This is a genomic window from Janthinobacterium sp. SUN033 (assembly GCF_030397595.1).
GTDB lineage: Bacteria > Pseudomonadota > Gammaproteobacteria > Burkholderiales > Burkholderiaceae_D > Janthinobacterium > Janthinobacterium kumbetense.
This window is the reverse complement of record NZ_JAPQNV010000002.1, coordinates 222,985-236,679: the sequence shown is the minus strand read 5'-3', so window position 1 is coordinate 236,679 and position 13,695 is coordinate 222,985. Positions and strand designations below refer to the sequence as shown.

Below are 13,695 nucleotides of genomic sequence, written 5' to 3'. Positions count from 1 at the left end.
AGGCTAGTCCTGATCGCCGGCCCGGAGTCCATCCGGTCCGGCGATTTTTTTTGTCACAGCGACCAAGGATGGTCTTCTGCGCCGGCGACGATGCCGCCCAGCACGGACTGGTCGCGTTCCGCGTGGCTCTGGCGCAGGTACACGGGCAGGTCGGCAGCCAGGCGGGCGAAACGGGCATCGCGGCACAGGGGGCCAGCGCCCAGCGCCCGCGTGGCCAGGTGCAAGACCAGGGTGGCGGCATCTTCCGTTGCCAGGCGCAGGCGCAGGGCCAGTCCCATGGCGTCGCGTTGCGGGTGCAGGTCGATGTCGGCGGCGCCTTCGCGCAGCAGGGCGCCGGTGGCGCGCAAGACGCAATCGATTTGTCCCAGCTGCGCCAGGCGGACGGGGTCGGGGGCGGCGTGTTGCGCGCGCGCATGCAGGTGGCTGGCGACGGCGCAGGCCGCGCCATACCAGGCGGCCGCGATGCCCGCGCTGCCATGCCAGTAGCCGGGCCGCTGCAGATAGGCACCCGGCGCGCCCACGGGAAAGGCGCGCGCGGCAGAAAAAGTCACGTCGACGCTGGCGCAGGCATGCATGCCGACGGCTTGCCAGCCTTCGTCCGTGACGTGCACGCCGGGCTGCGACAGGGGCACCGAGGCCAGGCAAGCCTGGCCAGCGTCGTTCCAGCAGCTGACCAAAGCATGGCTGAGGCCCCTCGCCCCGGCACACCAGGCCTTGCGTCCGTCGAGCACATGGCGGCCCTCGGCCGTTTGCCGCAAGCGGACGCGCGCGCCCGGCAGGTCCGCGCACCAGACGCCCCAGCTGCTGCCGGCCGGCACGCCGGAGCCGCCGATTTCCGCCAGGATGGCGAGCGCATCGGTATGGCCTTCATACAGCTTGAGCAGGGAGAGGTCGACGGCGGCGATGGCGGCCAGCATTTGCCAGCGCTGCAGGGTGGCGCCGTGGCCGGGCAGGGGCAGCTGGTCCAGTCCCGCGTCGCGCAAGCGCCGCAAGCCTTCGATGGGGTGGAAAGCGCTGTCCTGGGGCTGCAGCAGGGCGTCCAGTGCAGCGTGGGAGGGCAGGGGAAAGGCATGGTGTGACATGGCAAGCTCCTGTTTTTCTACAGGATAGCTTTTTATTTTTGCAATGTCTGTTTGATTTTACACAGACTCCTGCTCACGCTTGCGAGTCCATGAAGCGGCGGGCGAGAAGATGCACCGTGGCAAGTGCAGGGCCGGGCGGCCCTGCAGCTGATCACGCGCTTATTTTTTCACGTAGTGCACGTCCAGGACATACACGCCCTTTTCCGGGTCCAGCACCACCGAGTACAGGTCGTTGCCGCGCAAGGACAGGCCGCCGGGGACGCTCAGCGCCGCGTGCATGCCCTCATCCCACATGCACGATTCGCCATTGTCCACCTTGACGCACCATTGCTGTTTGCCATCGCGCAATACATATTGCACGGTGGCGCCGCTGCGCTGGAAGGTATAGGCCGGCACCGACGAGGTGAACTTGTCGACGCGCAAGTTCGTTGCCGCGGCATTTTCCGCCAGCTTGATCGGCATGTCGGCTGTACCGTCCGGCTTGCCGGTGATTTTCGCGCTCATGCCGTCCGTCGCGACCACGGGGCCGGTGCAATCGGCCTTGAAGTAGGTTTCGCCGGTCGGCGTCAGTTCCAACGAACCGCTGCCGTCGCTCTTGAGCGCGACGACGAGCACTTGCCGGTCGTGATTGTCACACGCCGATTGCCACGTGCCAAGATATGCGGCCAGTGGCGAGGTGGAACCGGAATCGCCGGCAAGCTGCTGCGCCGAACTACCCCCACCGCCGCCACCGCAGCCGGTCAGGAGTGCCGCGGCCGAGCCGACCAATACTGCCAATAATTTTTTCATTCAGAGTCCTTTTCATCCGGCAGCGGTGCGTGCCGTCAACGCGGCCTGATTATAGGATTATTAATAGGAAGGAATTCTCACCGAATCTATCGCTGACTTGATTTGGATCATGTCGCGGCAATCCGCTGAAATGGTTTGCGGGAATGAAGGGAGGATGTGGTGTAACTGGTGCGCATTGCGCCGCTCACGTGACGCAATGGCTGATTATTGGCTGATTGCTGACTGATTTATTGTTTTACATAGTGCATATCGAGCACATAAGCACCGTCTTTTTGCATCACGGTAAACAATTCATTACCGCGCAAATAAAAGCCGCCGTTGCCACTTACTGCCTGTTGTATGCCGGTATCCGGGATGTCCGTGGTGTCGCCACTGCCATCAGTGATGCGCCAACGGGGTTTGCCATCGACCATTACCGTGGTGACGGCCGGGCCCGTAATCTGGATGCTGTGGGCTGGCAGCGACGATACGACCTTGTCGATGCGGATGTCCGTGGCAGGGCTGTCCGCCGTCAGTTTGAGCTGGATATTGCCTGCGCCATCCGGCGTCGCGGTAATCTTTTCACTCGTGGTTTCCGTAAATTGCACGGGGCCGCTGCAATCGGCAGTGCTGAAGGTTTCATCGTAAGTCGATATTTCCAGGGCGCCGCTGCCATCGTTCTTGAGGGCGACGACGAGGCGCTGGCGGAAAGAGTCGTTACATGCGGGAGTCCAGGTGCCAACATAGGCGGCCAGTGCGGGAGGAGGCGGAGGCGCTACCACCACTGGCGGGACCGCAACGTCTGCATTGCCGTTAGCACTACTGTTTCCGCCACCACCGCAACCAGTCAATACCACTGTGCCCGATACTATTAATAAAGCCAATACTTTTTTCATCCGTCATTCCTGTAAATCTTCAACCGGCTGGAAGCGTGCCGTATACGCGGCGATATTATAAAGTACATGCGTATCTTATTTTTGTGAAATTTGAAATTGGCCGCAATGCCGGTATTGAAAATGGTCATCGGATAAATTCCGGCAGGAGCGGTAGAACATTCTCCTGGTGCTGATGTGGCGGGAAATAAAGAAAGGTAATCTCACGTGCGGCCATTCAATGGCGCCGAGGAGAAACAGGCGGGTGCCACGCCGAATCCGGCGCGAGGCAGGTATTGAGTTGGCCGTTTATGAAATTCGTGCCGGCGCCTGAATCTGGCGCCGGCCGCCGCCGGAAATGGCCGGCTTAAAACTCTTCCCAGTCATCGCCTGCCGGCGCCTTGGCTGGCGCATGCTGTGCTGCTTGCGGCTTGGCAACACTCAGGCGTTTGGCTGGCGCGGCTGTTTTGGGCGTCACGGCGCGCGGCGCTGCCGCCGGCGTTGCTGTCGACGCTGCCTGGCGCGCCTGCTCGCCCAGCTTGAACACGCTGACCACCTCGGCCAGATGGCTGGCCTGGTCTTGCAGGCTTTCGGCGGCCGCCGCCGCTTCCTCGACGAGGGCCGCGTTTTGCTGCGTCACGCCATCCATCTGCGCCAGCGCCTGGTTGACCTGGGCGATGCCGTCGCTTTGCTCGGTGGTGGCGACGCTGATGTCGGCCATGATGGCGGTGACCTTGCGCACGCTGTCGACCACCTGTTCCATGGTGGCGCCCGCCTCATCGACAAGCTTGCTGCCGACGGCCACCTTGCCCACGGAATCGTCGATCAGCAGCTTGATTTCCTTCGCTGCCGCCGCGGAGCGCTGCGCCAGGTTGCGCACTTCCGTGGCGACGACGGCGAAACCGCGCCCCTGTTCGCCCGCGCGCGCCGCTTCCACGGCCGCGTTCAGCGCCAGGATATTCGTCTGGAAGGCGATGCCGTCGATGACGCTGATGATGTCGACGATCTTGTTCGACGAGTCATTGATCGACGTCATGGTTTCTATGACTTTGCCGACCACTTCGCCGCTCTTCTGTGCCACACTCGATGCGGAAGCAGCCAGTTGATTCGCCTGGCGCGCATGGTCGGCATTTTCCTTGACGGTGCCCGTCAGTTCTTCCACGGAGGCAGCCGTCTCTTCCAGCGAGCTGGCTTGCTGTTCCGTGCGGGCCGACAGATCGTTATTGCCTTGCGCAATTTCCGCGCTGGCGCGCGCCACGTTGTCGGCACTGGCTTGCACTTGCAGCAGCACGGCGTGGATCTTTTCCACGAAGGCGTTGAAACCCTTGCCGATGACGGCCAGCTCGTCGGTGCCCTTGACTTCCAGCTTGACGCGCAGGTCGGCGTCGCCGCTGGACAGGTCCGTCATGGTGCGGCCCAGAGTGCGCAGCGGGCGCGTCAGCTGGTTGACGACGAGAATCAGAATGCCGGCCGTGGCTGCCGCGCACAGCAGGGCAACGATCAGCGTGTAGACCATCAGGTCGCGCGCCGAGGCGGTGGCCACGCTTTTCGGGAAATTCAGTTCCACGCTCCACGGCGCGATGTCGGGGTGGATCTGCAGCGGCTGCAGCAAGTGGATGTAGCCCTTGTCGTCCTCGTATTCATACGCCTGGCCCTGGCGCACCTTTTCCAGGCCGGCGGCCGGCACGTCGTCCGCCTTCTTGCCCAGCCGTGCAGGTTCGGGGTGGCTGGCGTACAGGCCGCCGTTCGAGATCAGGGCCAGTTTGCCGCCCTCGATCACTTTCAGGTCGGCGAGGATTTTCGCCAGGCGCGTGAGCATGAAGTCGGCGCTGGCCGTGCCCTTGAAGCTGCCGTCGATCATGATGGGCGCCACCAGCGAAGCCATCAGCACATCCTTGCCGTCGACGGGATAGATATACGGTTCCGTAAAGTAAGTCTTGCCGGTGCGCTTGGGCACGTCGTACCAGTCGTTGGCGCCCGCTTTCGGGTCGAAGACGATGGGTTCGACTTGCAGCTTGCCGCCGGCGCCCCGTGTCCAGTAGGGCATGAAGCGGCCGCTGGCGTCGTAGTTCGGTTTCTGGTTGGCAAACTCCGCATCCTTGCCGTCGAGCGCATTCGGCTCCCACGTCACGGCCGAGCCCAGCAAGTCTTCCGAGCTGGTCAACGTCGCCTTGGTCAGTTCATTGATCTGCTCGCGCTGCAGGGGCAAATTCGCGCCCTTGGTGCCGCGCATGGCGCCGGCCAGGCTGGAAACGCTCGACAGGTTGCTGGCGATGCGCGCCTGCAGCGCACCGGCCACTTCGCGTGCCGACGTGCGCGCCAGTTCCAAAGCAGCCGCCTCGGCGCTGGCGCTGCTCTTGTAGCCGATCACGGCCGCCGTGACGCCGAGGCTGAGGATGGCGAGCGCGGTGGCGGCGACGCAGATTTTACTGTTCAGTGATAGTTGCATGAGGCTGTTCCTTGATGGGGAGGGATATCGGTGTCTCGGGCGTCGCGGGTAGCGCGCCTAGAAAGTCTTGCTGACGGCCAGCACGAAGGTGGCCGCGGCCGGGTTCGAGGTGTCGAACTGGCCAGCCGCATTCGGGATGCCCAGCGTGTAATGGTCGTAGGCGTCGGTGGCGCCCCAGGCGCGCGTCACGGCGCCACTCAGGCTCCAGCCGCCGTCGAAGATCCGGGTGACGCCCACCTTGGCATCGCGCCAGTTCCACATGGCATTGCCCGTGCCCGCCACGCGGCCATTGCCGGCGTGCAGGTTCAAGGTCCAGGCATTGCCCAGGTCGACATTCGCGCCCACGTCCAGGTAGCCCGTGCCGCGCGCATGCGTGATGCCGAAGAAGTCCCGCGTGACGGTATGGTTGTATTTGGCGTACAGCATGCGGTAGGTCAGGCCCAGCGACAGTTCGCCATAGTCGTACCTGACGCCTGTGGCGCGGTACACGGCGCCCGGATACTTGTAGTAATACGCGAGCACGCTGTAGCCCAGCTCGCCCACCGTGCCGCCGTAGCCGCCGTACAGATCCCATTCGACGCTTGCATCCTGGATATAGCGGTCGCTGACGGTGGAAGCCCAGGTGCCCAGCGACCAGCCGCTCGGGTGCGCGTAATCGACGCCCGCCTGCAGGGCCGGCTTGCCCCAGGTCTGGCGGAAGCCGCGCGAAATGTATTGCGAAGTGAGGCTGGCATTGGCGCTGAAGGTGGCGCCAGTGCCGTCCGTGGTCTGGGCTTGCACGGGCAGGGCGGCCGCCAGCAGGAAGGCGCAGCCCAGCAAGGATGATCCGGGGAAATGGTGGTGCGATGGCATGGCAGTCAGCTCCGTATTTGCCGGCAGCGGCCGTCCAGGCGCGTTGCCCTGATGGTTGCAATAAAAATGCGGAATGGACTTTTGTGAAGGCAGGGCGAGGCCGTTTGCATGCTCGCCTGAACATGCACACATTCTCACCAAACGTAACTGAAAGGATAGGGGCTAGGGCTAGTGGAAGTCAATAAAGTTGCGCTACGGAAATCGTAAGTTGTTGTTTCCTGGCACTTTTTCATGCTCCTGTCACATTTCCGGCCTGCCCCGGCTGGCGGCCTGTTGCAAGCCGGCCAGCAAGCCTGGCAGGGCCGCATGCAAGGCTTGCAGGCTGTCGGCGTCCAGCCCGACCTGCATTTCCACCCGGCCCGAGGGCTGGCCCCAGACGACCTGTGCGCTGAGCCGGGCGCCGGCGTCGAGTCCCGTGACGCTGACCAGCAGCGCGACTTCTTCCGGCGCATCCTCGGGCACGTCCGCGAGCAGGCAGGAAATGCCGAAATGATAATCCTGGAAGGCGCTCGCCGTGCCGCTGGAAAAGGCGAAGACGGAGGCGAGCACCTGCGGCGCGGCGGCAGCCAGTGACGGCAGGGCGGCGCGAAACAGGGGCAGCAAGTCGTTTTCCAGCTGCAGTACCAGCGGATGAGTGTGGCTAAGGACGGTCATGGGCGGACGAAAGGAGTGGCGGCGCGCGATGGTAGCAGTTTTTGCGGCCGCCGTGCTCCTGTACTGGTCCTACCAGTGGCCTCAATCGTCATCGCTGGTGACGCGCGTGCGCACGAAATCGATGTGGCCTTGCATGGCCGTGCGCGCCTCTTCGGGCTGGCTGGCGCAGATGGCCTCGCACAGGGTGCGGTGCTGCGACAGCAGTTGCAGCGAAGTGGCCTCGTCCTGCTGGCGCAAGCCCGTGCCATTGATGGTGATGTGTTCGCGCAGCATGCCGATGATGCTGGTGTGCAAGTGCAGAAACATGGTGTTGTGCGACGCTTGCGCGATGACTTCATGCAGGCGCGCATCGGCCTGCGCCTCGCCGTGCTTGTCGTCGCTGGCGCGCGCCTGTTCCAGTTCGGCCAGCAGGGCCATGATTTGCGCGCGCTCGTCCACGCTGGCCCGCTGCGCCGCAAAGTAGGCCGTCGCCCCCTCCAGCACGCGGCGAAATTCCAGGATGTCGTCGCGCAGGGCGGGGTGGTCGGCCACCAGCTGGCTCCACGGCGACGCCATGCCCGTGCGCAGCTGATCCGTCACGAACACGCCGGCGCCGCGCCGGCTGCGCACCAGGCCCCGTGCCGCCAGCCGCTGCACCGCTTCGCGCACGGTGTTGCGCGAGACGGCATATTGCTGCGCCAGCAGGCGTTCGGCCGGCAACTGCGCGCCCGCCGGCAAGCTGCCGTCCAGCAGGGCGGTTTCCAGCCTGCGCATCACCATCTCGACCCTGCCCCGCGTTTGCATGCCTGTCGCCATCGATGTCTTCCGGTGTTGTTTTAAAGTGGTCCGAGCAATTTGAAGTGGCTTGCGGAAGCTGGAATTATGCGTGAACCAGTCATTCTTAACAACACACAGCGGCGCCGCAGCAACACACAGAGCGCCGGGGAGACACACTCATGCAGCCAGATCCGCGCCAGCCACGCCGCTATCCACCCGCACCGCTCCAGGTGTACCTGTTCGCCACCTGCCTGGTCGACCTGTTCGTGCCGCAGGCGGGGCTCGACGCGGTGCGCCTGCTGGAGCGGGAAGGCTTGCTGGTGCATTATCCGCGCGGCCAGAGCTGCTGCGGCCAGCCCGCCTACAGCAGCGGCAACCCGGAACAGGCGCGCGCCGTGGCCCGCGCCCAGCTCGACCTGTTCGCGCAGCCATGGCCCGTGATCGTGCCGTCCGGCTCCTGCGCCGGCATGATGCGCCACCACTGGCCGCAGCTGTTCCAGGACGACCCCGTCGCCGGCCCCAAGGCGGCCGAACTTGCCGAACGCGTGTATGAACTGAGCGAATTTCTCGTCTGCGTGCTGCAACTCGACCTGGCGGGCCTGGCCGGCGCAGGGCAGGCGCAGGAAAGCGTGGTGCTGCACACCTCGTGCGGCGCGCGCCGCGAAATGGGCACGCGGGTGCACGGCGTGGCCCTGGTTGACGCCTTGCCCGGCGTGACGCGCATCGAACACCAGCGCGAATCGGAATGCTGCGGCTTCGGCGGCACGTTTTCACTGAAGCACCCGGATATTTCCGGCGCCATGGTCAGCGACAAGATCGCCTCGGCCTGCGCCACGGGCTGCGACCGGCTCGTCTCGGCCGACTGCGGCTGCCTGCTCAATATCGGCCACGCCGCGCAACACCAGGGCGCGCCGCTGCCCGTCGAACACCTGGCCAGCTTTTTGTGGCGCCGCACGGGAGGCGAAGCATGAGCGCCGCCCTGACTGCCCGCGAACGCATGCTGGGACGCCTGCGCGCCGCCGCGCCGTCCACGCCCGAGGCGGTGGACGTCATCGAGACGGCCATCGACCAGCACTACCTGGCGCGCCGCGCGCAAGCGCCGCTGTCGCCACGGGGCCGGATCGCCGCCCTGCAGGCAGCCCTGCGCGCCGCGCATGCGGAAGTCGATTGCGTGCGCGGCGATGCCTGGTCCGCCCTGCTGGCGCAGCGCCTCGGTGCGCATGGCGTGTGCCGTTTGCTGATGGATGCCGATAGCAGGGAAGGACTGGCCTTGCTGGCCGCCTTGCCGGACGGCGTGGCCGCGCTGTCTTTCGAGCGTCCGCTGGCGCAGTGGAAGGGCGAATTGTTCGACACCGTCGACGCGGGTTTCACTGTCGCCCGTTCCGGCATCGCCGCCACGGGCACCCTGGTCATCGCGCCCGACGCGGCCACGCCGCGCACGGTGTCGCTGGCGCCGCCGCTGCACATTTGCCTCGTGTATGCGAGCACCCTGCATGCGGACTTGCATGCGGCGGCGCGCGCCGAACGCTGGGCGGACGGCATGCCATCGAACCTGGTGCTGGTGTCGGGTCCCTCGAAAACGTCCGACATCCAGCAAACCCTCGCCTATGGCGCGCATGGCCCGCGCTGGCTGTGGGTGCTGATCGTCGATGACTTGCCAGCCCGTGAAGGAGGCCAGCCATGAACGCCAAGCCACTGCAATTCGTCAAGCCGGCGGACTTTCATGCGCGCGCCCGCGCCGCGCTGGACGACCCGAAGCTGCGTCAGAGCTTTCGCGGCGCCATGGATTTTTTGCAGGACAAGCGCACGGCGCAGTTCCCCGACGGCGACGAGCTGGAACGCCTGCGCGACCTCGGCGAAGCCGTGCGCCGGCACGCGCTGGCGCGCCTGCCCGACTTGCTGGTGCAGCTGGAAGACAAGCTGACGGCGGCCGGTGTGCAGGTGCACTGGGCCGAGGATGGCGAGCAGGCCAACGCCATCATCCACGCCATCGCGCAAAAGGCCAAGGCGACGCGCTTCATCAAGGGCAAGTCGATGGCCAGCGAGGAAATCGAGCTCAATCACTACCTGGAAGCGCGCGGCATGACCTGCCTGGAGTCGGACATGGGCGAGTACATCGTGCAGCTGGCCGGCGAAAAGCCGTCGCACATCGTCATGCCGGCCATTCACAAGACCAAGGCCGACATCGCCGGCCTGTTCGCCGAGCACATTCCCGACGCGCCCTACACGGAAGACGTCGACAGCCTGATTCAGACGGGGCGGCGCGCGCTGCGCCAGGCCTTCGTCGAGGCCGATATCGGGCTGTCGGGCGTGAACTTCGCGGCGGCCGACACGGGCACCCTGTGGCTGGTGGAAAACGAAGGCAATGGCCGGCTGACGACGTCCGTGCCGGAGATCCACATCGCCATCATGGGCATGGAAAAAGTGGTGGCCAAGCTCGAACACATCGTGCCGCTGGCGAGCCTCTTGACGCGCTCGGCCACGGGGCAGGCCATCACCACGTATTTCAACCTGATTTCCGGCCCGCGCCGCGCCGGTGAACAGGATGGACCGCGCGAAGTGCACCTGGTCTTGCTCGACAACGGCCGCAGTCAGGCCTACGCCGACGAGCAGCTGCGCGCCACCCTGCAATGCATACGCTGCGGCGCCTGCATGAACCACTGCCCCGTCTACACGCGCATCGGCGGCCACGCCTACGGCACCACGTATCCGGGGCCGATCGGAAAGATCATCTCGCCCCACTTGCTGGGACTAGCTGCGACGGCCGACCTGGCCACCGCATCGAGCCTGTGCGGCGCCTGCGGCGAAGTGTGCCCCGTGCGCATCCCGATCCCGCAACTGCTGGTGCGCCTGCGCACGGAGGCCAATCGCAATCCCGGCGAGCAGGTGGCGCATCCGCTGCGCGGCCAGGGGGCCAAGTTCAGCCGCGGCGAAAGCCTGGTCTGGCGCTTCTGGAGCGGCGCCTTCGCGCGCCCAATCAGTTATCGCCTGTTCCGCTGGGCCGCCACGCGGCTGCGCGCACTGACGCCGGGCAAGCAACTGGGCTGGACGCAGCACCGCAAGCCATTGACGCCGGCGCCGCGCAGCCTGGCCGACTTGCTCAATGCGCGCGGGCAGGAGGAATAGCCCGGCAGCACCGAAGCACCGCAAAAAACACGCTACACACAATTACATCAAAAGCCGTTTTTTCAATCAACCCGCATCCACCGGAGGAGACCCGACATGCAAACCTGGACCCAACTTTATACACCGCTCGGCAGCCTGTGGCTGTCGTCCCTGGCGGCAGCCGTTCCCATCATTTTCTTCTTCATCGCCCTGGCCGCGCTGCGCATCAAGGGCCACGTGGCGGCCGCCGTCACCCTGGCGCTGGCGCTGGCCGTGGCGATTTTTGCGTACGGCATGCCCGTGCCGCAGGCGCTGGCGGCGGCCGGTTATGGTTTTGCGTATGGTTTGTGGCCGATTGCCTGGATCATCGTCACGGCCGTCTTCCTGTACAAGATCGTCGTGAAAACGGGGCAGATCGAGATCATCCGCGCCTCGGTGCTGTCGGTCACGGACGACCAGCGCCTGCAGGTGCTGTTGATCGGCTTTGCCTTCGGCGCCTTCCTGGAAGGGGCGGCCGGTTTCGGCGCGCCCGTGGCGATTACCTCGGCCCTGCTGGTGGGCCTGGGCTTCAACCCGCTGTATGCGGCGGGCCTTTGCCTGATCGCCAATACGGCGCCCGTGGCCTTTGGCGCCATGGGCATCCCCATCATCGTGGCGGGCCAGGTGACGGGCATCGACCCGTTCCTGATCGGCGCCATGGCGGGCCGCCAGTTGCCGCTGCTGTCGCTGGCCGTGCCTTTCTGGCTGGTCTTCATGATGGATGGCGTGCGCGGCGTGCGCGAAGTGTGGCCGGCTGCCCTGGTAACGGGCGCCAGCTTTGCCGTCACCCAGTATTTCACGTCGAACCATATCGGGCCGGAGCTGCCGGACATCACCTCGGCCCTCGTCAGCCTGGTGTCGCTGACCCTGTTCCTGAAAGTGTGGCAGCCGAAGAATGCCAAGGTGGTCAACGCCGTCGGTGGCGGCGTCGCCGCGCTGTCCGGTTTTGGCGGCGGGGCAGGCAATGCGGACTTGCGCGGCAGCGGCAGCCGCGCCGCCTCGCCCTACACCTTGGCGCAGACGGCGCGCGCCTGGGCGCCGTTCGGCTTGCTGACGGCCATCGTCACCGTCTGGAGCCTGCCCGGCTTCAAGTCCCTGTTCGCCGCCGGCGGCGCGTTGTCCAGTCTGGTCGTCAAGATCCACGTGCCTTACCTCGATAAACTGGTGATCAAGACGATGCCCATCGTGGCGGAGCCGAAAGCGTATGACGCCGTCTTCAAGCTTGACCTGCTGTCGGCCGTGGGCACGGCGATCTTGCTGACGGCCGTGCTGTCGATGTGGATGCTGCGCATGAAGCCGCGCGATGGCATCAAGGCCTTCGTGGAAACGCTCGTGGAATTGCGCCGTCCCGTGCTGTCGATCGGCCTGGTGCTGGCGTTTGCCTTCGTTGCCAACTATTCGGGCATGTCGTCCACCCTGGCCCTGCTGCTGGCCGGCAGCGGCGCCGCCTTTCCGTTCTTCTCGCCGTTCCTGGGCTGGCTGGGGGTGTTCCTGACGGGGTCCGATACGTCGTCGAATGCCTTGTTCTGCTCCCTGCAAAACACGACGGCGCACCAGATCGGCGTGTCCGACACCTTGCTGGTGGCGGCCAATACGACTGGCGGCGTGACGGGCAAGATGATCTCGCCCCAGTCGATCGCCGTCGCCTGCGCCGCGACTGGCCTGGTGGGCAAGGAATCGGACCTGTTCCGCTTTACCTTGAAGCACAGTCTGTTGTTTGCCGTCATCATCGGCATCATCACCATGCTGCAGGCGTACGTGTTCACGGGCATGATCCCGCATTGAGCGATCCGTAGAAATACGTAGTAAAACTAGATGAATTGATAGTAAAACGTGCAGATGGTCATGAAAATAACCTGATGCACTGCAGCATATCGAGGATGGCCCGGCGCAATGCCGGGTCCGCGGCGATCCCCTCCGCATCGAGACCCGACCCCAGCAGGGGCAGGCTGATGCAGGCTTCGTCGATCAGCCGCGCCGACATGGTGCATACCGTTTCGCGCAAGGCCGCCTGCGCATGCGTGGCGCGCGGCGAGGCGTTCAGCAGCACCAGCGGCTTGTCGATGAACGATTCATTTCCCACCATCCAGTCCAGCGCATTTTTCATGGGGCCGCTCACGCCGTGCGCATATTCGGGGCTGGCCAGCATCAGCACGTCGGCCGCCAGGATGGCGTCGCGCAGGGCCGTCACGGCCGGCAGGCTGTCGGCATCGAGGTCGGGATTGAACAGGGGTAATTCACCGAGTCCGGGATAGATGCGGATCTCGAATAGCGCTGGGGCAAGCCCTGCGATGGCGTGCAGCAGGGCGGTGTTCAGCGAGGCGGCGCGCAGGCTGCCGGCGATGGCGAGGATGATAATGGGCGTTTGCATCCCGCCTGTATAGCCCATCCTGTGCTCAAGCGCAAGGCGAGCAGGATGGCGCTATCGTTGTTGCCACAGCCGATGATGGGCTGCGTGCTGCAGTACTGATTAACGGCTCAGGCCGCTCATCCAGCTTGGCTGCGGGTTGGCGCGGGCCAGTTCGCGCATGCGGTATTCCAGGTCGTAGCGGTCGGTCGATTCGGCCAGGTAGGCTTCTTCATAAGCGCGTTCGCGGCGGTCGCTGCTTTGGTTCAGCCAGGCACCGACGCGCTTGGCGGCGTGGACCAGGGTGGCGACGATATTGCTGTTTTGCGTGGTGTGGTAAGTAAATGCGGTAGACATGGCAGACTCCTTGAGTGGCGTGCCGCGTTGTGCTGCACTGCAATATAAGTATAGCGATTCCAAGTTATAAGGCTACTTTTGATTTCAAATGTCAGCTATTCATTTTTTAAATAACAGGCGGGAAAGCTGCGCAATACGGGGCTTTAAGGCATAATGCCGGCGCAGGATCGTAGTTTTACTACAAGACGTTTTTGTCCAGGATGTTGTTTTCAGACGCAGCCCGCAGGCGTGCCGCGCCCACAAGACATCGTTCTGACGAGAAACGGTCGGCCGCACGCGCGTGATGCCATACCTGCCCCGTATCGCTGATGGCAGTCATGGCTCACGCTGATATCTGCGTGGCGCTTGCGCGTCCTGGCGCTGCCCGGGTGGAAACGCTTCCATGCCTGGCGCGATCAACTTGGAATTGAAAAA

General features: G+C 64.6%; 13 protein-coding genes. 4 read left to right on the top strand and 9 right to left on the bottom strand.

What is annotated here, in order from left to right; translation table 11 throughout:
• Positions 1 to 53: 53 nt before the first annotated feature.
• From OX460_RS09710 to OX460_RS09680, 7 genes are all read right to left on the bottom strand, one after another.
• A complete protein-coding gene (locus OX460_RS09710) occupies positions 54 to 1,082 on the bottom strand; it encodes an acyl-CoA dehydrogenase (RefSeq protein WP_289898534.1) in 1,029 nt (342 codons plus the stop codon).
• A 159-nt stretch (positions 1,083 to 1,241) separates the two neighbouring features.
• Positions 1,242 to 1,871: a hypothetical protein gene (locus OX460_RS09705; RefSeq protein ID WP_289898533.1), complete on the bottom strand. Its 630-nt coding sequence runs from the start codon at positions 1,869 to 1,871 to the stop codon at positions 1,242 to 1,244.
• Positions 1,872 to 2,098: 227 nt separating this feature from the next.
• Entirely contained in the window at positions 2,099 to 2,746 is a 648-nt protein-coding gene (locus OX460_RS09700) for a hypothetical protein (RefSeq protein ID WP_289898532.1), read from the bottom strand.
• A 343-nt stretch (positions 2,747 to 3,089) separates the two neighbouring features.
• Positions 3,090 to 5,171 carry a methyl-accepting chemotaxis protein gene (locus OX460_RS09695; RefSeq protein ID WP_289898531.1) on the bottom strand — a complete coding sequence of 694 codons (2,082 nt, stop codon included), beginning with the start codon at positions 5,169 to 5,171 and terminating at the stop codon, positions 3,090 to 3,092.
• 57 nt (positions 5,172 to 5,228) lie between these two features.
• Positions 5,229 to 6,023, bottom strand: coding sequence for a TorF family putative porin (locus tag OX460_RS09690; protein ID WP_289898530.1), 795 nt, complete (start codon positions 6,021 to 6,023; stop codon positions 5,229 to 5,231).
• 240 nt (positions 6,024 to 6,263) lie between these two features.
• On the bottom strand, positions 6,264 to 6,677 hold the full coding sequence (locus OX460_RS09685) for a hypothetical protein (RefSeq protein ID WP_289898529.1): 414 nt from the start codon (positions 6,675 to 6,677) through the stop codon (positions 6,264 to 6,266).
• An 81-nt stretch (positions 6,678 to 6,758) separates the two neighbouring features.
• A complete protein-coding gene (locus OX460_RS09680; protein WP_180278722.1) occupies positions 6,759 to 7,472 on the bottom strand; it encodes a FadR/GntR family transcriptional regulator in 714 nt (237 codons plus the stop codon).
• 140 nt (positions 7,473 to 7,612) lie between these two features.
• Between OX460_RS09680 and OX460_RS09675 the strand changes: the two genes are divergently transcribed.
• From OX460_RS09675 to OX460_RS09660, 4 genes are all read left to right on the top strand, one after another.
• Positions 7,613 to 8,404: a (Fe-S)-binding protein gene (locus OX460_RS09675; protein WP_289898528.1), complete on the top strand. Its 792-nt coding sequence runs from the start codon at positions 7,613 to 7,615 to the stop codon at positions 8,402 to 8,404.
• Positions 8,401 to 9,117, top strand: coding sequence for an LUD domain-containing protein (locus tag OX460_RS09670; protein WP_289898527.1), 717 nt, complete (start codon positions 8,401 to 8,403; stop codon positions 9,115 to 9,117). Before OX460_RS09675 ends, OX460_RS09670 begins: the two co-directional genes overlap by 4 nt.
• Entirely contained in the window at positions 9,114 to 10,559 is a 1,446-nt protein-coding gene (locus OX460_RS09665) for a LutB/LldF family L-lactate oxidation iron-sulfur protein (RefSeq protein ID WP_289898526.1), read from the top strand. Before OX460_RS09670 ends, OX460_RS09665 begins: the two co-directional genes overlap by 4 nt.
• A 96-nt stretch (positions 10,560 to 10,655) precedes the next feature.
• Positions 10,656 to 12,362, top strand: a complete 1,707-nt coding sequence (locus tag OX460_RS09660; RefSeq protein WP_289898525.1) for a lactate permease LctP family transporter — start codon at positions 10,656 to 10,658, stop codon at positions 12,360 to 12,362.
• Between the two features lie 58 nt (positions 12,363 to 12,420).
• On the opposite strand, the gene OX460_RS09655 is transcribed toward OX460_RS09660, so the two are convergent.
• Both OX460_RS09655 and OX460_RS09650 read right to left on the bottom strand, forming a co-directional pair.
• Positions 12,421 to 12,948 carry an NADPH-dependent FMN reductase gene (locus tag OX460_RS09655; protein WP_289898524.1) on the bottom strand — a complete coding sequence of 176 codons (528 nt, stop codon included), beginning with the start codon at positions 12,946 to 12,948 and terminating at the stop codon, positions 12,421 to 12,423.
• 99 nt (positions 12,949 to 13,047) lie between these two features.
• Positions 13,048 to 13,281: a DUF3563 family protein gene (locus OX460_RS09650; protein WP_080698581.1), complete on the bottom strand. Its 234-nt coding sequence runs from the start codon at positions 13,279 to 13,281 to the stop codon at positions 13,048 to 13,050.
• Positions 13,282 to 13,695: the final 414 nt, after the last annotated feature.